General features: G+C 43.9%; 19 protein-coding genes. 13 read left to right on the top strand and 6 right to left on the bottom strand.

The genetic code is table 11. From position 1 onward, the window contains the following. Positions 1-2: 2 nt before the first annotated feature. Together N480_RS08555 and N480_RS08550 are read right to left on the bottom strand one after the other, a co-directional pair. Positions 3-1,115, bottom strand: coding sequence for an aminotransferase class V-fold PLP-dependent enzyme (locus N480_RS08555; protein WP_063372093.1), 1,113 nt, complete (start codon positions 1,113-1,115; stop codon positions 3-5). Then, entirely contained in the window at positions 1,102-2,295 is a 1,194-nt protein-coding gene (locus tag N480_RS08550; protein ID WP_063372092.1) for a PrnB family protein, read from the bottom strand. Before N480_RS08550 ends, N480_RS08555 begins: the two co-directional genes overlap by 14 nt. A 137-nt stretch (positions 2,296-2,432) precedes the next feature. Here N480_RS08550 and N480_RS08545 point away from each other — a divergent pair, with 137 nt between their 5' ends. The 4 genes from N480_RS08545 to N480_RS08530 are packed head-to-tail and all read left to right on the top strand — an operon-like array spanning position 2,433 to position 8,062. Further along, positions 2,433-2,894 (top strand): Lrp/AsnC family transcriptional regulator, encoded by a 462-nt coding sequence (locus N480_RS08545; RefSeq protein WP_063372091.1) that lies wholly within the window; start codon positions 2,433-2,435, stop codon positions 2,892-2,894. Between the two features lie 20 nt (positions 2,895-2,914). Further along, the gene (locus tag N480_RS08540; protein ID WP_063372090.1) at positions 2,915-5,662 is read left to right on the top strand and encodes an ATP-binding protein; all 2,748 of its coding nucleotides are present in this window, start codon (positions 2,915-2,917) and stop codon (positions 5,660-5,662) included. Then, entirely contained in the window at positions 5,638-6,909 is a 1,272-nt protein-coding gene (locus tag N480_RS08535) for an alpha/beta hydrolase (protein ID WP_063372089.1), read from the top strand. Before N480_RS08540 ends, N480_RS08535 begins: the two co-directional genes overlap by 25 nt. After that, positions 6,899-8,062, top strand: coding sequence for a GNAT family N-acetyltransferase (locus tag N480_RS08530; protein WP_063372088.1), 1,164 nt, complete (start codon positions 6,899-6,901; stop codon positions 8,060-8,062). The genes N480_RS08535 and N480_RS08530 overlap by 11 nt, the downstream gene beginning before the upstream one ends. Here N480_RS08530 and N480_RS08525 read toward each other — a convergent pair. Continuing rightward, on the bottom strand, positions 8,042-8,632 hold the full coding sequence (locus N480_RS08525; RefSeq protein WP_063372087.1) for a DUF938 domain-containing protein: 591 nt from the start codon (positions 8,630-8,632) through the stop codon (positions 8,042-8,044). The two genes, N480_RS08530 and N480_RS08525, sit on opposite strands and share 21 nt — an antisense overlap. Before the next feature lie 198 nt (positions 8,633-8,830). On the opposite strand from N480_RS08525, the gene N480_RS25285 reads away from it, so the two are divergent. From N480_RS25285 to N480_RS08505, 5 genes are all read left to right on the top strand, one after another. After that, positions 8,831-9,001: a hypothetical protein gene (locus N480_RS25285; protein ID WP_155732797.1), complete on the top strand. Its 171-nt coding sequence runs from the start codon at positions 8,831-8,833 to the stop codon at positions 8,999-9,001. A gap of 98 nt (positions 9,002-9,099) precedes the next feature. Beyond that, positions 9,100-9,471, top strand: a complete 372-nt coding sequence (locus tag N480_RS08520) for a hypothetical protein (RefSeq protein ID WP_231101537.1) — start codon at positions 9,100-9,102, stop codon at positions 9,469-9,471. A gap of 8 nt (positions 9,472-9,479) precedes the next feature. Next, entirely contained in the window at positions 9,480-10,856 is a 1,377-nt protein-coding gene (locus tag N480_RS08515) for a class II fumarate hydratase (RefSeq protein WP_063372086.1), read from the top strand. Between the two features lie 223 nt (positions 10,857-11,079). Then, positions 11,080-11,661, top strand: a complete 582-nt coding sequence (locus N480_RS08510; RefSeq protein ID WP_081231799.1) for a hypothetical protein — start codon at positions 11,080-11,082, stop codon at positions 11,659-11,661. Continuing rightward, complete coding sequence (locus N480_RS08505; RefSeq protein ID WP_063372085.1) at positions 11,658-12,044, top strand: hypothetical protein; 387 nt, start codon at positions 11,658-11,660, stop codon at positions 12,042-12,044. The genes N480_RS08510 and N480_RS08505 overlap by 4 nt, the downstream gene beginning before the upstream one ends. Positions 12,045-12,380: 336 nt before the next feature. Here the strand turns inward: N480_RS08505 and N480_RS08500 are convergent, their stop codons facing one another. Then, positions 12,381-13,373: a zinc-dependent alcohol dehydrogenase family protein gene (locus tag N480_RS08500; RefSeq protein ID WP_063372084.1), complete on the bottom strand. Its 993-nt coding sequence runs from the start codon at positions 13,371-13,373 to the stop codon at positions 12,381-12,383. A gap of 98 nt (positions 13,374-13,471) precedes the next feature. Here N480_RS08500 and N480_RS08495 point away from each other — a divergent pair, with 98 nt between their 5' ends. Next, complete coding sequence (locus N480_RS08495) at positions 13,472-14,362, top strand: LysR family transcriptional regulator (protein ID WP_063372083.1); 891 nt, start codon at positions 13,472-13,474, stop codon at positions 14,360-14,362. Between the two features lie 5 nt (positions 14,363-14,367). Here the strand turns inward: N480_RS08495 and N480_RS08490 are convergent, their stop codons facing one another. Beyond that, positions 14,368-15,174, bottom strand: a complete 807-nt coding sequence (locus tag N480_RS08490; RefSeq protein WP_063372143.1) for an SDR family NAD(P)-dependent oxidoreductase — start codon at positions 15,172-15,174, stop codon at positions 14,368-14,370. 148 nt (positions 15,175-15,322) lie between these two features. Then, positions 15,323-16,030 carry a DUF2306 domain-containing protein gene (locus N480_RS08485; RefSeq protein ID WP_063372082.1) on the bottom strand — a complete coding sequence of 236 codons (708 nt, stop codon included), beginning with the start codon at positions 16,028-16,030 and terminating at the stop codon, positions 15,323-15,325. Between the two features lie 189 nt (positions 16,031-16,219). On the opposite strand from N480_RS08485, the gene N480_RS08480 reads away from it, so the two are divergent. From N480_RS08480 to N480_RS08470, 3 genes are all read left to right on the top strand, one after another. Next, positions 16,220-17,443, top strand: a complete 1,224-nt coding sequence (locus N480_RS08480; RefSeq protein WP_063372081.1) for a helix-turn-helix domain-containing protein — start codon at positions 16,220-16,222, stop codon at positions 17,441-17,443. Between the two features lie 568 nt (positions 17,444-18,011). Then, positions 18,012-18,797 carry an iron-containing redox enzyme family protein gene (locus tag N480_RS08475; protein WP_063372080.1) on the top strand — a complete coding sequence of 262 codons (786 nt, stop codon included), beginning with the start codon at positions 18,012-18,014 and terminating at the stop codon, positions 18,795-18,797. Further along, the gene (locus N480_RS08470) at positions 18,790-20,061 is read left to right on the top strand and encodes a pyridoxal phosphate-dependent aminotransferase (RefSeq protein ID WP_063372079.1); all 1,272 of its coding nucleotides are present in this window, start codon (positions 18,790-18,792) and stop codon (positions 20,059-20,061) included. The genes N480_RS08475 and N480_RS08470 overlap by 8 nt, the downstream gene beginning before the upstream one ends. Positions 20,062-20,097: the final 36 nt, after the last annotated feature.

The following is a 20,097-nucleotide window of genomic DNA, read 5'->3' as shown; positions in this document are numbered from 1 at the left end:
TGCTAATCAACAAATCGCTGCACAGTGTCAATAAAGCGTGAGACTTGCTCATGGCTATTGTAAAGATGTGGCGATACACGTATACCATGCTTTCTTACATCAATGGCCATGCCTTGCTCTTTCAAAGCTTGAGCGCACGCTTCAAGCCGCTTACCCGGATTGACAATGGCAGTCCCCGAACATCTTGACGGGTGCTGTGGCGACATACACCAAGGTGATAATGACTGCCAAATTTCAGCTAGCAAACGTAAATTATGCGTGCGTACTTTTTCGCTTCCCATTTGGGCAAATGCGTCAATACTGTGACCTGCCAAAATATAAGGGGCAACCGAGGGTGTACCACCCCAAAAGCGTAATACCGTGTCATGTGGCGCAAAATGATGAATATCGAATTCAAAAGGGTTCTGATGGGAAAACCAACCAACGTCCTTTGGCTGGCAGTCAAACATCGTCGCTGGGTTCACCCAAAGGTATCCGGCACCGGGACCGCCACATAACCATTTAACACTGGATCCCACCACACAATCCGCCTGCCAGTAATGCAAATCAATCGGCAAAATACCAGCAGACTGCGCAATATCGACCACAACACGAGCATTTTTTGACTTTGCACATGAGATGATATCGCTTACCGGCGCTTGTTGACCGGTGTTAGAGTATACGTGACTGATAAATACCAAATCATACTCAGTGCCCAAGTAGCGCTGCCACGTGTCTATACAGCTCATGTCTTCGGATTCGGGTATGAAAGTCAACTCAACGTCCTGAAGTGCTTGTTGCAATACAAAGCCCATACTGGGAAAGTCATGCTCGCTCAGTAGTATCTTCACTTTCTGGTTTTGAAAATCTGAGAGGCTCATTAGCCACTTCGTTAATCCACTAGACAAATTTGTTTGTGGACAAAATTCGCTGGCACTGCCCCCTAGCAAACTTGAAAGCGCAACCCTAAATCGCTCCACGCCCTCAAGCCACTGCGCCCAAGGCTCTTGATTAAGCTGCTGCCATGGCGCCATAAACTGACGGTTAAAGTCTTGTTGCGCACTTTTTAGCATCCGTCCCACGGAGTGACTGAGTAAGTAGTCCTGCGATGGCAAATAAAAGTCATGCGCTTGCATTGTCGCTCCCCTCATTGAGTGTGCTTCTGAGCTGCTGAATATCAGCAAATCGTGTTTCCAAGTCACTCCGCTTAGCCGCTGCGCGTTTATCCCTTAGGGTCTCTAAATGCTTGAGCAGCACCTCAAGCGGTGGCCCGCTGGCAGTCACTTTATCCAAGTGCGTACTGGCCATGTACTTTGCGGGATGACAAATATACTTCTCCACCAACTGATTATGATGCTGGATTGCGGTGTCACCATGAAGTTTACACGCTTGCAAAAATGCTTTTAATGCCTGCTGATACCATGCTTGATCACGACACGTTTGCGCTTCCAAAAACGCATCCATTAAATTCGGTAAACGCATACATTCACGTAATGTCGCCTGATCTTCAGGCATCATATACAATAATTTTTCCACTAAAATTTGTGCATAATCAACATCATTGGCACGGCATAAACCGAGCATTAAATCAATGACGTTGATACCAGCAAAGTCACCAGCATTTGCCCCGCGATAAACTTCTTTTCCAACGCGATATGGTTTGTAATAAGGCCTCACAACGTAAAAGAAAGATTCGGTGTCCAATTGCTTAAACAGGGTTTGGTTCGAAGCTATCACATCGAGTAAAGCGCGTTTCACTTCTTCAAACAAGACCGGCGTCATAGGGTGGGAAATACCCAAAGGCTGAATTTTTAATAATGCTTCAGCTGCACGTTTATACGCTAATATGCCCCGTGTATTGTAGTCGATAAATAATTGTTCAGCGGGGTCACTTGTAAAGCGCTTGTACACACCATTGATTGCTGTATTGTGAGTGGTCAAATGAGCGGTTGCGAACCTCGGTGTTACGCCGATAGAGGAACCGATATGCATGGCCAACGCTGATGCAGCCTTCAATGGCGAGTAGTGCTCCCGACTCGGCTCCGTGATTTCATGACGACGACAGGCCGCCATATACAAGCCAACATTGCCCAGTAAATCGAAAGCGTTATCAAAACCTTCGTCGGTATTCCCCTCAGCAAGTAGTGCTTCTATGTACTGCTCACCTTGCTTTAAAAGCTGCTGTTTAAGTTCTTCACCCACGCCTTCTACGTTAGCGCGATCAGATTGGGCGCTGTAAACCGCTTCGAGCTTATCATTGAGTTCGACAAAATCATTTCTTATCCAGATATCAAAATCTTTTGTTAGTTGCGTCATTGTCAAAATCCTAAAAATCACATCATTGACAGGCTAACAAAAGTAGCAGAGGGATATTTGCCAATTACTTGATAATCGTTAAACTCAATTAGTGAATAACTTATTTTTTAATAAATAATTTAGCAGATTTAACTAATATGCCTGATATTGATAACAAAGATCGTATTTTACTAAGCGCTTTGCAAAATAATGCTCGATTGAGTAACTCCGCGCTAGCAGAACAAGCCAGCCTCTCGGATACCCCCTGCTTACGGCGTGTCAAAAAACTCCAACAAGATGGGGTAATTTTGGGGTATCATGCCGATATCTCACCGCAAGCGGTTGGCTATTCAGTTTTAGTGTATGCGTTTATTCGCCTAACCAAAAATTCAGTGCAGGCAGCCGAAAGCTTTGAACAGCATGTGGATGTGTTAAAAGAAGTACGAAGTTGTTCTGTCGTATCAGGTAGTCATGATTATTTACTTGAAATCATTGCAGCAGACTTGCCTAGTTATGAGCACTTTGTGAAACATAGCCTCGCGAATTTAGATTACATTGCTGCGGTAGAGTCAACGATTGTTTTAAAGCAGACCTTCAACAAACGTGGAGTGCCGCTATGATTTGGAAAGGCAATTAATTCATGCAAGTTCAGTTTCGCTCGCCAATACATAATATAGCCGCTTATGCACTGCTTACTTTGGGCTATTTTGGATTCGGAAAGCTCTTCACGCTATTTGCCTTTCAAGATCAAGTATTACCAATATGGTTGCCAGCAGGCATTGCTTTAGTTGGCTGCTTTTTATGGGGTTGGCGATTTGCCCCCGCAATATTCTGTGCCTCTGTACTGTTTAATTGGACCACTTATTTTGGCTTACAATCACCACTGAATAATTATGGCGAAGTATTACAAGTCATGATTGTCGCGTTTGGTGCGCTTCTACAAGGACTGATCGGTGGTTACTTGATGCGTTTATGGCTTGGCGATCCACTGTTGATGCGCTCTCGAAAATACATTGCTTATTACGTATTGTTAGTTGGTATTTCGGTCAACCTTGTATCAGCCAATATCGGCATGTTGTCACTGAGCCTTTTTAACCCTCTATATGCATTTTCACAACACTGGCAAAACGTGATTGCCTGGTGGCTAGGTGATAGCCTCGGCATTTTGATCTTCACACCACTGCTACTGATGTTGCTGAACATCACGGTATTTACCAAGCGGCCTTATCAGCATAAGCGGATTATGTTTGCTACCTGTGCAATTTTATTTATGTCAGTGACCGCAACCACTTACCTATACAATTTAGGCAACTTAAATGCAGCAAAACGAGAAGCGCAGCGCGAGATCAACATTATTGAAAACTTGGTACTTCGCCACGTTAACCTCAGCATGCTTGCTGTACAAGGTATGGCGGCAAAATTGCAGTCGCTACCTGAATTTAACCATGCACAATTCAATCAAATCGCTGAACAGCAAAGGCAACGCTATCCGTTCTTATTTGCGCTCTCTTGGGGGCAAAGAGCGCATCAGTCGCAGGCACAGCAAGTGCAGGCCGAGCTCGATAAGTTGTACCGTAACGAAGTTAGTATTCAAGGTGCTCCGCTGTCTCCTACTGATCCCTTGGTGATAGTAAAATATGTCTCTCCGCAGGCAGAGAATTTCTCTTCGTTGGGGTTTAATATCTACTCGCGAGCTAACCGTAAAGTCGCGCTAGAAGATCCTGAAATAATTTTACAACCACGTGCCACTAATATCGTAAAGCTCATCCAAACGACACCTGCTAAGTCTGCTTATGTGTTATTTTCTCCCGTCTTTGAGCAAAGTAATATCCAGCAAGACAGCCATGCCGCCATAACAGGGTACGCAATCGGAGTTGTGCAAACGGATGTGCTGTTAAACTCAGTCTTAAAAACAACGCTCGCCAGCAATTACGATTTGGCCTTTTTTGATGGTAATAGCGACACGCCATTTTATAGTAACCACAACGCCCAACTGCGGCCCTATAGTACGAATACGCACTACTCCACTCAGATCCAATTTGCTGGACAAATGTGGCGGCTCACTCTGGCAATAAAAGACAGCTATATTAGCGAACTTAACCACCAGCAAACGATCTGGCTGCTCACTTTGCAACTCAGTATTTGCGCACTTATTACCTTTATCGTGCTGCTTTACAACTATCAAAACAACGCGCTCAATCACCTCGTGGCGCAGCGTACTGAGTCGTTAAACTTAGCGCTACAAGATGCACAACAAGCCAACCAAGCTAAAAGTCGCTTTCTTGCTAACATGAGCCATGAAATACGCACACCGCTCAATGCCGTGATTGGGTTTGCTTCGTTGACGCGCACGACTGAGTCTCCAAGCACACTCCAAGGCTATATCGACAACATCAATATGGCAGCCAAAACCCTGCTCGATCTGGTGAATGATATCCTCGACATCACAAAAATTGAGTCCAACAAACTCCAAATTGAACAACACAGTTTTAATCTTCAAGAGTTGCTCAAAAGGTTAGACAGCCTTTTTGCTGTCAGTGCCGCTGAAAAAGGCCTAAATTGGAAATTGCACACCAATGTGGAGCATGCACTGTGGTTAAAAGGAGATGAACTGAGGATTGAGCAAATACTTATCAACCTATGCAGCAACGCAATCAAATTTACAGAGTCTGGCCAAGTTTCCTTGCACTGCGAAATATCCGAAAGTGCCGCAGACTACCGCGTCCAGTTTACAGTGGTAGATACAGGGATAGGGATTGAAACGAATCAACTAGAGCAAGTCTTCGCACCATTTTCTCAAGCTGACAGCTCAACCTCTCGACGCTTTGGCGGAACAGGGCTAGGGCTGACAATTTGCAAAGAGTTAAGCGACCTAATGTCTGGTAGCCTCACGGTTGAAAGTACGCCTAATGTAGGCAGTCAGTTTTGTTTTAGTCTGCGCTGCCCTTTTGGCGATGCCTCAAACACACCATCACAGCATTATGACTTAGCACAGATCAAAAACCTCAACATCTTAGTTGCGGAAGATAACCCAGTGAATCAAATTGTGATCAAGTCTATGCTAGCGTCATTTGAGGTTACCTACCAACTGGTGAGCAATGGCCAGCAAGCCGTTGCGCGAGTGCAAGAAAGCCAGTTTGATCTCATTCTAATGGATTGCCAAATGCCAGTGCTAGATGGCTATCAAGCGACTTCAACTTTACGGCAAACATATGATCACGATACCTTACCAATCGTGGCACTAACTGCGGATGTCATGCCTGAAGACAAGGCATATGCCATTGCAATTGGTTTTAATGGCCATCTTGCAAAACCCCTTGATCGCGATAAGCTAGGTGCATGTTTAGATCATTACGCAAAACTATGCTCAAAAAATTCATCGGGTTAATCTCAGTACTTTGCACAATCGGTGTAGCAGCACACGATTGTACGACCTTGCCAGCAAATCTTCAGCAGTTTGTTGATGGCAAACAATCTGGTGAATACCGTATCGCCAACGACGTGGGTAGTGCAACAATTTCAGTGAGTAATGACTTAGCTTTTACTCACTATATTGAAAGCAGCAAAGCTTTAATTCAAGCTCGTAATAAACGCGCAGACTTACCTTGCCCACTCCCACATTTAACTCAGATCCAAGGTAAAACAACTAAAGTCGTTGATCACCTTGCCCCCTATGAACTTAAGCAAACCAACAATGACAAAGCCATTTTGCTTATTCACGGCCTGACTGACTCCCCGTATATATTCAACACCGTAGCACATGACTTATATCAACAAGGTTTTAATGTAAGAACCCTACTTTTACCGGGCCACGGTACGGCGGCTGATGATCTGCGTCACGTTAGCAATCAGGATTGGCAACAACATGTGCAATATGCCGTACAGCGTACCGCCGCAGATTTTAAGCAATTTGCCATAATGGGCTTTTCAACGGGGGCAGCCCTTGCAACTATCGAAGTCTCAAAGTCACGGCCAAAAAACCTCGCCGCACTCGTTTTAGTTGCACCCGCAACAGAGTCTCACAATAAAAACAGTTGGCTAGCTCAGTGGGTTGATTGGCTGCCATTTGTTGATTGGCTAGATAAAGATGCCGACTTAGACTTTGCCAAGTATGAATCTTTTCCGTTAGCTGCGGCAGCGCTTGTGCATAACGTGATGATCGAGATGATGAACATCCAGGTGCCCAGTGACCTGCCAATTTTGGCTATTATGAGTGATGTCGACGCCACCATAGATAGCCAAGCAACGCTAAAGTTACTTAGCCGTTGGGCTGAAAACCACCGCACCGAGATAGCGCTCAGACTCTATGCCAACAATCAGGTGGCTGTGAGCGACCACATCGCTTTGACACAAGTCAGTCAATTAGAAAAGATCAAAGATATGTCACATGTGGGGCTCTTATTACCCCCAGAGCATCCTTACTACGGCGAAACTGGTCACTACCGCCACTGTGGTAGTTATTTTGAGGATAACAATGCGTACGCTGCATGTAAGAGCGCGAAAAATATCACTTTTGGTGAGCATCATGCTGAAAATAAAGCCGCATATACACCGCTTGCACGGGCAACCTTCAACCCAGATTACACAGGAATGATCGCGCAATTAACCGCTTTTTTGGACAGTCATGTTAAGTAATCAAGCATTTGAACATAGGTTTATTAACGCTGTATCTCAAGTATCTAAAGCGGATTGGCAGCGCTTAGCTGGCGATACCCTGTTTACCAGTTACGAATGGCTCCATGCTTTAGAACAAAGCCAATCTGTTGGAAAGCACACTGGCTGGCAGCCACACCACTTAGTGATATACAGCAAACATCAACAACACCCTATCGCAGTCCTGCCGGGTTACATAAAAAGCCATTCTTATGGAGAGTACGTGTTTGATTGGGCATGGGCTGAAGCCTATGAACGCCACAACCTTGAATATTATCCAAAATGGATTAGTGCCGTGCCATTCACACCCGTTGTTGGGCCAAGGTTGCTGTGTCAATCTCCTTCGGACGCCCTACACCAATATATTTTGGATACGCTCGATCAAGCAGCAACGGCGCATGCGTGGTCAGGCCTGCATATTAACTTTGAGCCAATGTCTCAGAGCTGGCCCAAAGGAGAGCTAATAGAACGCCACGGTGTCCAATTTCATTGGCACAACCGCAATTACGCAAATTTCGATGCGTTTTTAGACACCATGAAAGCACGAAAACGCAAAATGATTAAAAAAGAACGTGCACAGATCAGCAAATCAGATATTCAAGTCAGATGGATAAATAAAGAACAAATAACGCCTGATGTAATCTACCAGTTTTACCTGTGCTATTGCCAAACCTACCGCAAGCGTTCTGGACACAACGGTTACTTAACTCAGCAGTTTTTCACCTTGCTCTTTGCAAATTTACCAGACAATACTGCGTTGTGCTGCGCATACCGAAGCGACGAAAACCACCCAGACAGTGGTTTTATTGCGGCCAGTCTGTACTTGCAAGATGGCAATACATTATACGGGCGCTACTGGGGCGCACTTGAACACAACGAGCACTTGCACTTTGAGCTGTGTTACTACCAAGGAATAGAAAGAGCCATCGAGCACGGCTTACAGCGATTTGATGCAGGTGCGCAAGGAGAGCATAAGCTGCTCCGCGGTTTCGAGCCGATTTACACTCATTCATTCCATACTCTAACACACCCCTTGTTTAAACAAGCTGTCGCCGAATTTATCACGACGGAACGCAACCAACTTGCCCACTACTTTCAACAGTGTCAATCGCTGTTACCGTTTAAAGAGCAATAAGCGATTATTTGCCGGCATTGCGTGATCATGCACCAATGCCAAACCCGCTTTTTGGGCAAGCTCACAAATCCATTCAAAGTCTCTAATACCACTGTGCGGATCGCGCATTTTTAAAAACGCATCAAATTCGGCATTACTGGGTGAGGTAAAATTCCCACGATAATTAAAAGGTCCATAAATGGCTAACTTACCCTTTTCGGCTATATGTGCAGCGACACCTTTAAAGAACTGTTCAACCAGCTTGGCAGATACAATATGTAATGTATTAGCGGTGTATATCACAGGAATATTATCAAGGGGCCAGCTTTCATTATTCAGATCCAGCTCCAACGGTAATCTCAAGTTGGTCAGGTTTGCTTCTTCACACCAGCTCACAATACCACCGTGATTGTGCCGCAAGTCCGAAGTCTGCCAAATTAAAGTCGGCTGCGCTTTTGCAAAATGCACAGCATGCTGCCCCGTACCAGAACCAATTTCCAATACTTGGGACGCATCAGCAAGAAACGGGGCTAACTTTTGCAATATGGGATCTTTATTATTTTCACAGGCTTGGGAGAAAGGTTTTGTCATTTTGCACCTAAATTGATCAATTACGCGCCTAATTGATGCAACTTTCTTTGAATATTGCAAACTTTAATCAGTTAAATTTAATTACTGTACTGATTAATAAAGAGAAAAAAATTTTGGTATATGGTATGCAAAAAAATGTGTATTGGCTATAAGTACTTAAGTATAGCCCGTTCAAATACCCTAATTGGAGATACCAAAATGAAATGTTCCAAAGTCACACATATGCCCAACTTAAGTTTAGGTCATATCCCTGAGCCCAACCCCCCTGAATCAGAACCAAATTACCAACAAGAGGTGGCAGACTTATTAAGCAGTAAAGAACAAGAGAAAGAGCAAACCACCGAACAGTTCATTCTTGGCTACAACTAGGTAGCTATTACGTCAATACAATCCCTAGAGCAAGGGTTGCTAATCTCCTATTTTAGTGTAATGATAATAATTATCGTTACACTAAAATATAATGCGCTATGGTTACACCTCAAGTCCTTTGCCAGTTTCAGCCCCGCTTAGATACACAATGCCAAAGACCTCATCTTGATGCTCCTGTTCATGTGGCACAATTTATTGAGGACGGTTTTAACTTAGCCAAATGGTATGAACGAAAACCCTGCGTGTTATTACAAGAACTCTATCTACGACGTGTCTTTTTTGAGTTGCTCAACCACATTGCCGACCCTTTGGTCCACCAAAGCTTTAGACAGCAATGCTTTGAGCAACTTCACAAGCCCCTTCTCGCATTAAAGCGATTTTACAAAAAACAACATCGTTCCATGGCACCATTTTACCGCCTAGAGCGAGAAGCGCGGATCATTAGTCACGAATTTAATCCCTTTAATTAGGAGTCAGTATGACCACTTACCGTACCGCATCTGATAGCATGGGCACTTTAGAAGTACCTGAAACAGCACTATACCAAGCACAGACGCAACGTGCCGTGAATAACTTTCCCGTCAGTGGACTAACCATGCCCGTTAGCTTTATTCGCGCGCTTGCCTATATCAAGCAAGCTGCTGCTGAAGCAAACGCAGAACTTGGCCACTTAGACAAAGAGAAAGCAAAAGCCATTACAACAGCCTGCCAAGCGCTCATTGATGGTGAACACCTTGATCAATTTCCTGTTGATGTATTCCAAACAGGATCTGGCACCAGCTCCAATATGAATGCCAATGAAGTGATAGCAACACTTGCAAGTCAGCAAAGTGGCTTAACTATTCATCCCAATGATGACGTTAATATGGGGCAAAGCTCTAATGATGTTATCCCAACAGCTATTCACGTAAGTAGTGCGACATCAGCCGTATATGAACTCCTTCCTGCATTGAAGCACCTATCTCAAGCAATCGAGAGAAAGAGCAAAGAAGTGGGCCATCATGTCAAAACGGGGCGTACTCACTTAATGGATGCCATGCCAGTAACTTTTGCACAAACCCTAAGCAGCTGGCAACAACAGATCGATTCTGCCTATGAAGGCATTTTGGCGGCACTTGATAAAGTGTATCAGTTGGGCCAAGGTGGTACAGCTGTGGGCACAGGCGTCAATGCTGATAAACAATTTGCAGCCACGTTCAATACATATCTCAGTAGCAATGTCGGCATTCGCTTCAGCCCAAGCCAAAACTTTTTCTACAATATTGGCTCACAGGATGCCATTGTCGCATTATCAGGCCAATTAAAAACGTTAGCAGTCGCGAATATGAAAATCGCCAATGACTTGCGTTGGATGAACTCGGGCCCACTGGCGGGTTTATCTGAAATTGAGCTACAGGCGCTACAACCAGGTTCATCTATCATGCCTGGAAAAGTAAACCCTGTGATCCCAGAAGCCGCAGCAATGGTAAGTGCGCAAGTCATTGGTAATGATGCGACCATTACTGTTGGTGGGCAGTCTGGTAACTTTGAACTAAACGTGATGCTACCCGTTATTGCTTTCAATATTTTGCAAAGTATTGAGTTACTCGCAAACATATCGCGATTGGTGGCAGATAAAGCAATCGCGACATTTAAGGTGAATGAGCAAAGCATCCAGCAGGCATTGTCACGTAATCCAATTTTAGTGACAGCCCTTAATCCTGTGATCGGATATGAAAAAGCGGCAGCGATCGCCAAGTTGGCATATAAGGAAGGACGCCCTATCATTGAAGTGGCAGCTGAGCACACGGACCTGAGCGAAGATGAGCTAAAAACTCTACTTGACCCGCAAAAGCTCACCGAGGGTGGTTTGTAAGTTAAAAGCGCTCTAATCTTATGGAGGGTGTGAACTGCAACTGCACAATTGAACTGCTCACTTGAGGCTATTCAGCTGCAATAAAGGTGAGCAGTGGCCAACTTAACAATTCAAAGTTAATTGTGTAGATTTTACCCAGGGTCAGTTCACTTACCCTCACGCGCTTTCACTTGTATCTAAACAAAAAGCGCGGCACACTGTGAATAAAAAAACAGGATAGATTATGAACGCACTTAAGCTAACACTAGCTAGCCTAGTAATAATATCAGGATGTTCAAGTACGGAAGCTGGCCCAGAGCCTGCGCAACCGGAAAAGCCACAACAGCAAACCAAAGAAGTCAAAAAAACAAAGGCACCTGCAACTTTGCAAACTAAGTCCGCCACTCGCCATGATGCTGGACTCAGTAAGCCTCTTCCAGCTTCAATGGCCACCAAAGCGGAACCAATAGCCAAGTACGATCAAGGCGCAATTGATGAAGCAACACTGAAAAATCAATTCGCTTACTTGAAGTTCATTACCAAAGACAAAAGCTGTGATAGCAGCAGTCAATGTCAGGCAATTCCGGTAGGGAGCAGAGCTTGCGGTGGACCCTCTAGTTACTTAGTGTTTTCAACTAAAACGGCTGACCACAAAAAAGTCTATGAATTGGCTAAAAAGTTAACTCATGCCGAGTCACAGTATAACGCCAAAACAGGCATGATCAGTATTTGCGAACACTTACGTCAACCGGCAACACAATGTATTGAAAATACTTGTGTTAAACTAGAGGGCACAAACAAATCACCAACTAGGGACTATCGATGAAGCGAAAGGCCGGTACGATCTTTGGCATAACACTTACGCTTTTAGCTGGGTGTGAAGCCACTTACACAGACACAGAGCAGCAGGTTGAGCCTAATGAAGAAGGGCCTCTCGATCAACTCATTGCGGACAAAGGCTGTGATGCAAGCTTTCAGTGTAAGGTCATAGCCGTCGGCGAACGATTGACATGTGGCGGGCCAAGCAAATATTTGGTGTATTCTTCTCGCAATGTGGATGAAGTGCAAGTAGAGCGCGCAGCACAGCGTATTACAGCTGAAGAGAAAGCCAGAAATAGAGACGCAATCGCCAGTGATATGTGTGAACCCGTCTTACCTATACAAGCCTTGTGTATCAGCAGTACCTGCCAATCCATCGTGCTCAAATAAGCAAAAAGACAGTAGCACGCTCGCTACTGTCCATTTACCCAGCCAGAAAATAGTTCAGTGCAACCAGTGGTACAACACATACTACGCACAGCCCCGCGAGCCCCAAATATTTCAAGACCAATCTTTTTTTGATCCAGTAACAATACATAAAGCGCAGCAAATAAGTGGAAGCGACCCCAAATAACGCAAAAATCAATAATAGTGATAACAAGTAAAAAGACACTGACAACTCATAAACTTAGAATCATAAATTTATAATAGCGGCAGTGCCCAAAAAGCGCACCTATTTTAATCTTTGCAACATTATCTGTGTTTCTTTCCTTTGTTCGCAGCCCATTACCACTGATTACTGACAACCACTTTTCCCATCGCTTGACCACTGGCCAGTCTGTCGTGTGCTTTAGCTATTTCAGTAAACGAAAATGTGCTGCTATCCAGTACAGGAGTTAAGTTTCCAGAATCCACAATATCTGTCATTGCAGCGAGAACTTGATGGTGTTCTTCGCGTTTCACGTTATGCAACATTGGGATAAGCATAAATACCACGTGCAAAGATAAACCTTTAAAATGCGCAACAGACAAATCAATCTCCGCCAATGATACGGTCGTGGCGACTTGGCCATTGAGTGCAGCTGCTTCAAAAGAGTTTAATAAGTTGGTACCACCAACGGAATCATACACCAAATCAAATCCCGCACCGTCGGTGTGTGTCGCCACATAGTCAGTAACCGACTCAGTTTGGTAATTAACCGGTGTGGCACCGAGCTGCTTTATCAACTCGAGTTGTGTATCTTTGCTACCCGTGGCATATACTTCTGCGCCAAAATGCTTCGCCAACTGCAATGCAATATGACCCACACCGCCTGCTCCGCCATGCACTAATACCTTTTGTCCACTTGAGATGCCCGCACGCTGCAAGCCTTCGTATGCGGTGATACCTACCAGAGGTAAAGCCGCAGCTTGTGCCATGTTTAAACGCTTAGGTTTATGTGCAATGAGTTTAGCGTCAGCTACCATGTACTGTGCAAGCGCTCCTTGAAGATCCGCCAGACCTCCTGCGCAACCGTAAACTTCATCTCCTACTTGAAAGCCGTCTACGTCCACTCCAACAGACTCAACAATGCCAGCAAAGTCCATACCCAAAATGGCAGGCAAAGCAGGAGAGAGCGGTAACGCAGGACCCATTTCGCGGATCATCGTGTCTACAGTGTTTACACTGCTCGCCATTACTTTTATCAGTACATGGCCGGAGGTTACTTGAGGTTTTGCTACCTCTGATTCAACAAAAACGTCGCTGCTACCAAATGAATTAATTGTCATAGCTTTCATAATTAAATCCTCATCGTTTGAATGGATTTAGTATATTTTTTAACTATAATTTTGATAATATCTACATAATTACAATCAGTTTTAAGATTTTATTGATAATGAATATCGCACATTTAAAGCTATTTACCCGCATTGCGGCTACACACAATATTAGTTTAGCCGGAAAGGAGCTGGGCTTATCCGCAGCCGTTGCCAGTGCCCATATCAATAAACTCGAAGAAACACTGGGTACTAAACTGTTATACAGAACAACTCGCAAGGTCTCTTTAACAGAAGAAGGGCTCGTATTTCTACCTCATGCTGAGTCCGTTTTAGAAAATATCGAGAGCGCCAAAGCGGCCATTGGCGCCGGTAGTCATACCCCACAAGGAACCTTGCGGATCACTGCTCCCGCTTCTTTCGGGCGCATGCACATTGTGCCAGCACTGGCAGAGTTCACACAGCTCTACCCCGAGTTAAAGATTGATCTGCGCTTGAGTGATACCATCGTAGACATGGTCGAGGGCGGATTCGATATAGCCATACGTAATGCTGCGCTCAGTGACTCCAGTTTAGTTGCCAGCAAGCTCGCCAGCGATACGCGTATTCTATGCGCCGCGCCTGATTATATCGCTAAACATGGTATGCCACATTCACCAGAAGAGTTGCAATCCCACCCTATCATCAATTTAACCGGCATAGATCATTGGGTGTTTGCCAATTCACAAGGCAACATAAAATTTAAACCGAACAGTGGCCTACAAATTGATAATGGAGAAGCAATAAGAGATGCCTGTATTCGTGGGATGGGTATAACTCTGTGTTCTATGTGGTGTGCTTATCAAGCTCTGCAAGAAGGAAAGCTTGTTCAAGTACTCAAAGATACACCTTTGGTCAACGATACTGCACTTTGGGCCGTCTACCCTAATTCACGCTTATTGGCACCCAAAGTGCGGGTTTTTATTGACTATCTCAAGGCTTACATTGGTGATGTACCTTATTGGGAATAGCCTTTTTAGTTTAATTGCGCCGATAACGATGCCAGTGTCGTCATGAGTTCATCCGCTAACTCTGAGTCTGACGCGGCGCTATGTGGCGCACTAAATTGCCCAATATCATTGTCGAAATATAAACCTCCAGCTTGTGCAAACGCATCTGAAAGCGCTGCCTCAACTAAAATATCAGCGCCTTGTTGCACGTTACTTCCTTGCATACCATAAGCTTCATGCACCATTTTACTGCCCAAAAATGACTTTGGGTTCACCGCCACTATCATGGGCCCACTGTGCTTATATTTCTCACCGAGCGAGCCAGACCACATAGTAAGTGCTAACTTACTTTTTGCATATACCGCGCCATCGGATAACCCACTTGGCTGTGTTAATTCAGATACACTAAAGGGGGCTTGCGCTGCAGAAGAAAGGTTAACAACTCGGCCTTGCCGGTTAAGCAGCTCAAGCAATTGCTCAGTTAAAATAAACGGCGCAATCGTATTGACCATAAAGCGTATATCTAGATTATCTGCCGACACAGTTTGTGCGATATTAAAAACACCCGCGTTATTGATCAGGACATCCAAGCTATCGTGATCTCGACGCACTGCTGCAACAAGTGATCTCAACTCCTGCGCAATGGATAGATCGGCGCGATAACGAAACAGTAACTCTTGGCCAAACTGCTCTGACAATTCACTGTACACCGAGTCTAGTTTACTCTGACTGCGTCCATGTAATAGCACTCGGTGCCCCATCGATAAGAATGTCCTTGCGGTTGCAAGCCCGATCCCATCAGTGGAACCTGTAATTAAAACGGTCTTTTTCATGCTTACCCCTTTGCGTTTATCTTCGTTACCATGGGCCATACTGGTTAAGGTTACCAGTAACATTTTTCTTGATAAGGGCTTTTACAATCAAATCAGTTTCAATTTATTTTTGATAATAAATATTCATACCTCATCATTTTCAACAAAACTACTCAGATAAAGCTGGCGAACCGGGTTGAGCCATACTCGTTTGCCTCATAACCATTTCCACAATGGTTAAATTAATTACCATGGCAATGAGTCGGTCATAGCTATGGTGAAATGCCAATAGCGTTTCGTAAACCCCTGCCCAAGCGCCAAATATAAGCTGTAACAAAGCGCCTGTAATTAAAGGGGTGATAGCTGCTAAAGCAAGGGCTACGGCCCTTATCATCCATTTTTTATGCTGTACAACACGTCCTTTTATTACATGTCCTATGGCAGTACAAAAAGCACCACAAATCGCCACACTCATAATCAACAGCGACACAAAACGCCCTCCTAATTCATTGGGTGTCAACATCAAATGCATCCATACGCCTGAAATAGCCATGACGCAACCAGACACGACAGCCAATCGACCTCCCACTTTATGCAGCCTCGGCCGACATACTCTCAAGCGAGGTGAAAACTGCCAGGGCATTGTCAAAAAGAAGATCACTCCAGCCGATGCATGCGTTAATATCGCCGCTGGAGTTGCAAAATACTGCGCATTGATAACATCCGAAACTCCCGCCACTGCGCCACTGCCCAATAAAACTAAGGCAATAATAAAAATAGCTGGAACGCCAGGTATCGCTGTTATTAGTAATAACCCGCTCACCACGGGCCAGTTGAATTTAATCACCTGTTTAGTATGCTGAATTTGTGCTGCCATTGGTTACTCTCTTTTGGATTTGCTAAATCGAGCATCTACTATGTCGCAAACCAAAAAAGGTCTCGTCCTGTCTTATTGGCAAGGACGTTTTTCATCTAAAAAGCACACAAAACAACTGCCTTTAAAAGCACTAACATATTGAAATTAAAACTTACTTTTAGTATAAAACTAAAATCATGGAGCCAACTGATGAGTGACCAGCCGATTCTTTTTTCTCTCAATATTGCGACGCTGTGCATCATCCTCTTTAGCACCCATCAACTGGTTTTACGCGCACATGGCAAGCAAATGTATTGGCTTTTGGCGCTGTGCTTAATGTCGATTGGCATGATCATTTGTATGCCATCAATTCAGCAGTTCATACCTCAGTTTCAAGTGCTCAGTCTGGTGCTGTCATTACCAGCACTACTGTTAATTGCGCCTTGTTTATGGCTATATACTAAAGGACTAACCTCCCAAGTACTCTGGCAGCTTGAAGCCAAGGATATCCGGCATTTTGTCCCCGCGATTTTTGGCGGTTTGATTGCATTAGTCGCGCTGTGCTTACCAACACAATATTTGCACGCAATATTAGTAACAGAAGAGCTCAATGTTGTTGAACAAGCACCTAACCTTATCCGCAATATCATTTATGGCTTACTGATATCCGCATTCTTGTGTGTTTTGGGCTGGGTATTACAGTCTGCTTGGTACGCTTTCAAAATTGTTATCAGACTGAGAATTTACCGCACACAACTTCGAGATGTGTTTGCTTCAACCGAACAAAAAGAACTCCATTGGTTAAACTGGCTACTGATTATCGTAGGTGGGACTTGGATATTTGCCGCAGTAAACTTGGTTATCGACAACCTTTTTAGCCCGATAGATTATGATGTACGGTTGAATGCATGGATGGTTTTTGTGGTGGTATATAGCCTCGCCCTTTGGGGACTAAGACAAAAACCAGGATTCGCAGAGCTTTATAACTCATCACCTAATACAGATACCAACGCGCTCCAGTCCGCCGCAGCCAGTGAAGAAACAGGTAACAAGGAACAAAAATATCAACGCAGCGCACTGAGTACAGATCAAGCAGCCAACATTGCAAAAAAAATAGAGCAGGCCATGGCGAGCGACCTACTTTACCTTGATGCAGCTTTATCATTGCCAAAGCTCGCAGCACATATCCACACATCACCCAACTATATATCGCAAACGTTGAACGAAACGCTAGGAATTCGCTTTTTTGACTTGGTCAATAAATACCGTGTGATAGCCGCGCAAGAATATTTACAAACAACAGATAAGACAATCCTTGATGTTGCCATGACAGTGGGCTTCAACTCTAAATCTGCATTTTATACTGCCTTTAAAAAACATACCAAGCTCACACCTAGCCAATACAAAAAACGGCATCATGAAAACGAGCACTAAGGTATAACAGCCTCAAATTGCCATACATTTTCAATATGTTGTCGTGCCTTTTAAAAAACCCTTTCGCCTAAAATATAAAATCGCACCTTGCTATCGGTTAAAGTTGAAAAAATAAAAATATTTATTCACTACATGATGGTTAGACCACTTGCAACAAAAAAGAGACAAAGCTCCCTCACCGTTCTCTAACTTATATTTCTTTTTTTTATAAAAAATAATAGCTTATTACCCAGCAAAATTAGTAACAACCTGTTACCTTTAAAAATAGTAAAATAATTCACTATAGTTAATAAGTTTACTTTTCCTATCAAAACTATATTAAACAACTAGATATCAAATTTAGTAAAATAAAAGCCTAAAACCGTCATTTAAATTACCTCACAAACCAAATAAGAATAACAATCAACCTCAATAACATAACCATACCCTTATCTGGAACATGGATTATACCTAGACATAGGTCTAATACTTTGATCTTAATTATCGATCAAATACTCTGTAAACAGCAATCCTTTTGCATTACCAGCTGTCCATTTAAAAAACTTGAATAACCAAAAAGGAATTACATATGTCTGCAAATAACATGAGTCAAAAAGCTGAACTCGATGCGTTTTTAACCGCATTAGAAAATCATAAAATATTTAAAAACAAATACTTTTTACATTTAGCAGAAAATAAGTGGAGCCCTGAAAGTTATGCATTATTTAGAGCCAATTTCTTTTATCGCACTGAGTTAACGGTAAAAGGAATTGCGCATGTTTGTGCAAGAGCAGCAGAAGTCAACGACATGGATACCTTAATTTTGTTTTCTTATATTCTTGGCGAAGAGACAGGCATGGGAAATAAAGCTCACTGTCACGAAGTATTCATGGAAAATGCATTAAATTTATTTGGCGGTATGGAGTTTGACTTACACCCATTAAAGGTCGTCGATGCAAAGAATAGCCGTTATATTTTACCTGAAACGCTGGCCTATAGAGAACGAGTAACATCACTTATTTCAAATAGTTACCAGCGAATGCTGGGGGTTGCTATGGCGCTTGAGACCCATGCTGATCATATGCTCACAGCCTTTAGAGAAGGGTTTCGTTTAACCCGTGAACACCTCGACAAAGAGCAGTACTTAAGCAAGGTCGAAATCTATTTTAATGCACATGTAGACAATGGAGTGGAAGAGCGTCACGCCGAAGATGCCCGCCAATGTGTCATCAATAATTGTCAATCACAGAGCGACCTTAATGAAATTATGTTTGGTGCCAACGAAATGCTCAAAGTGCAAGAAGAGATGTGGGAAGCAATGTATGAAAAAACGTTGCGATTAGAGGCCCAAGAGCAGGGAGAGGCTTATGCATAACTCAGTATTTTCTCAAACCTCGCTTGCGCTTAGAGATTCAATAACCCATGGGACGAAAGCCAAAATAGCCAGTATCAACGCCAATTCTGAGCAGCAAGTGATCGACCTTAGCATTGGCACGCTAGACGACATGGCCGACACACGAATTGACGACGCGGTGATCAATTTCATTAAAAATGATGCGAGAGCCATTCATGAATTTGCGCCAGTTACTGGGTTTGCATTTTTACGCGAGTCAATCAGCGACCGAGTATTTCGCTTGCGCGGTTTAAGATATTCACCTGCTGATGAAGTCATGGTGACACCAGGCGGTATCAAAGGCGCCATTACGGTCACGTTTCATACCCTACTCGACCCAAAAGACGAAGTGATTGTTCCATTGCCGAACTGGCCTCACTACGCCGATATGCTCGCATTGCACGATGCAATGATGGTCCCAGTATTCGTTGATGATTTTTATCAACAAGGTCTGCAACCTGCACAGCTAGAAGCAGCCATTACCGATCAAACTAAAATGATTATTCTAGGCGATTGCGTCAATCCCTCGGGCAAAATTTACTCATATAAAGAACAGTGTAAATTGGCCGATGTCATTGCCAAACATAATATTGAGCGTGCCAAACGCGATCTACCAGCGATCCAAGTGTTGTTTGATTGCCCCTATGAATCCCATATTTTAGACGGCCCAGATACCATTTCTGCCTATACATTTACCGACAAAGATCATACTCAGTATGCACTAAGAGACTGTACGACGATTGTCACAGGCCCAGGCAAAACATATGGCATGCACGGCGACCGAGCTGGCTATATTTGTGCGCCAGCTAAATTAGTATCTATGATGGCGCGCGTACAGGTTAACCTAAACTCATTTGCAGCCACCTACGCACAGGTGGCGACGAATGAAGCTATGCAGGCCTATATGGATGACATTGCGCATCAACGTGCCATAGATTCAAGAGCAAATTTGCAAAACTATACGGATCTACTCAATGCCATAGAAGGTGTCATTGCGCCAGTACCACAAGGTGGCTTCTTCATTTTTGTCGACTTATCACATTATGGAGACAAAATTACAGCAGCAGGGTTTGACACCGCACAAGCCTTTATCTTAGAAAAAGCCAAAGTAGCTTCTATTGGCGGTATGCACTTCGCCGAAGGATGTGAGCAACTGCGTCACTTTATTCGTATGAACTGCGGTCGAACTAAGGCAACTCTTGAAGAAGCTGCCAGCCGTATCAGGCAGGCGCTCGAAAGCCTATAGTGAGGTATGGCCCAGCTCGGCTGGGTCAGTAAAAGG

The sequence above is a fragment of the Pseudoalteromonas luteoviolacea S2607 genome (genome assembly GCF_001625575.1).
GTDB lineage: Bacteria > Pseudomonadota > Gammaproteobacteria > Enterobacterales > Alteromonadaceae > Pseudoalteromonas > Pseudoalteromonas luteoviolacea_E.
Note: the sequence above shows the minus strand (reverse complement) of the source record. Positions and strands in the feature narration are given on the sequence as shown.

Coding starts and splice junctions, on each gene's coding strand:
- N480_RS08480 (WP_063372081.1), top strand. CDS start 16,220: ATGAGTGACCAGCCGATTCTTTTTTCTCTCAATATTGCGACGCTGTGC.
- N480_RS25285 (WP_155732797.1), top strand. CDS start 8,831: ATGAAATGTTCCAAAGTCACACATATGCCCAACTTAAGTTTAGGTCAT.
- N480_RS08470 (WP_063372079.1), top strand. CDS start 18,790: ATGCATAACTCAGTATTTTCTCAAACCTCGCTTGCGCTTAGAGATTCA.
- N480_RS08545 (WP_063372091.1), top strand. CDS start 2,433: ATGCCTGATATTGATAACAAAGATCGTATTTTACTAAGCGCTTTGCAA.
- N480_RS08530 (WP_063372088.1), top strand. CDS start 6,899: ATGTTAAGTAATCAAGCATTTGAACATAGGTTTATTAACGCTGTATCT.
- N480_RS08515 (WP_063372086.1), top strand. CDS start 9,480: ATGACCACTTACCGTACCGCATCTGATAGCATGGGCACTTTAGAAGTA.
- N480_RS08495 (WP_063372083.1), top strand. CDS start 13,472: ATGAATATCGCACATTTAAAGCTATTTACCCGCATTGCGGCTACACAC.
- N480_RS08505 (WP_063372085.1), top strand. CDS start 11,658: ATGAAGCGAAAGGCCGGTACGATCTTTGGCATAACACTTACGCTTTTA.
- N480_RS08490 (WP_063372143.1), bottom strand. CDS start 15,174: ATGAAAAAGACCGTTTTAATTACAGGTTCCACTGATGGGATCGGGCTT.
- N480_RS08510 (WP_081231799.1), top strand. CDS start 11,080: ATGAACGCACTTAAGCTAACACTAGCTAGCCTAGTAATAATATCAGGA.
- N480_RS08475 (WP_063372080.1), top strand. CDS start 18,012: ATGTCTGCAAATAACATGAGTCAAAAAGCTGAACTCGATGCGTTTTTA.
- N480_RS08485 (WP_063372082.1), bottom strand. CDS start 16,030: ATGGCAGCACAAATTCAGCATACTAAACAGGTGATTAAATTCAACTGG.
- N480_RS08520 (WP_231101537.1), top strand. CDS start 9,100: ATGGTTACACCTCAAGTCCTTTGCCAGTTTCAGCCCCGCTTAGATACA.
- N480_RS08550 (WP_063372092.1), bottom strand. CDS start 2,295: ATGACGCAACTAACAAAAGATTTTGATATCTGGATAAGAAATGATTTT.
- N480_RS08555 (WP_063372093.1), bottom strand. CDS start 1,115: ATGCAAGCGCATGACTTTTATTTGCCATCGCAGGACTACTTACTCAGT.
- N480_RS08540 (WP_063372090.1), top strand. CDS start 2,915: ATGCAAGTTCAGTTTCGCTCGCCAATACATAATATAGCCGCTTATGCA.
- N480_RS08535 (WP_063372089.1), top strand. CDS start 5,638: ATGCTCAAAAAATTCATCGGGTTAATCTCAGTACTTTGCACAATCGGT.
- N480_RS08500 (WP_063372084.1), bottom strand. CDS start 13,373: ATGAAAGCTATGACAATTAATTCATTTGGTAGCAGCGACGTTTTTGTT.
- N480_RS08525 (WP_063372087.1), bottom strand. CDS start 8,632: ATGACAAAACCTTTCTCCCAAGCCTGTGAAAATAATAAAGATCCCATA.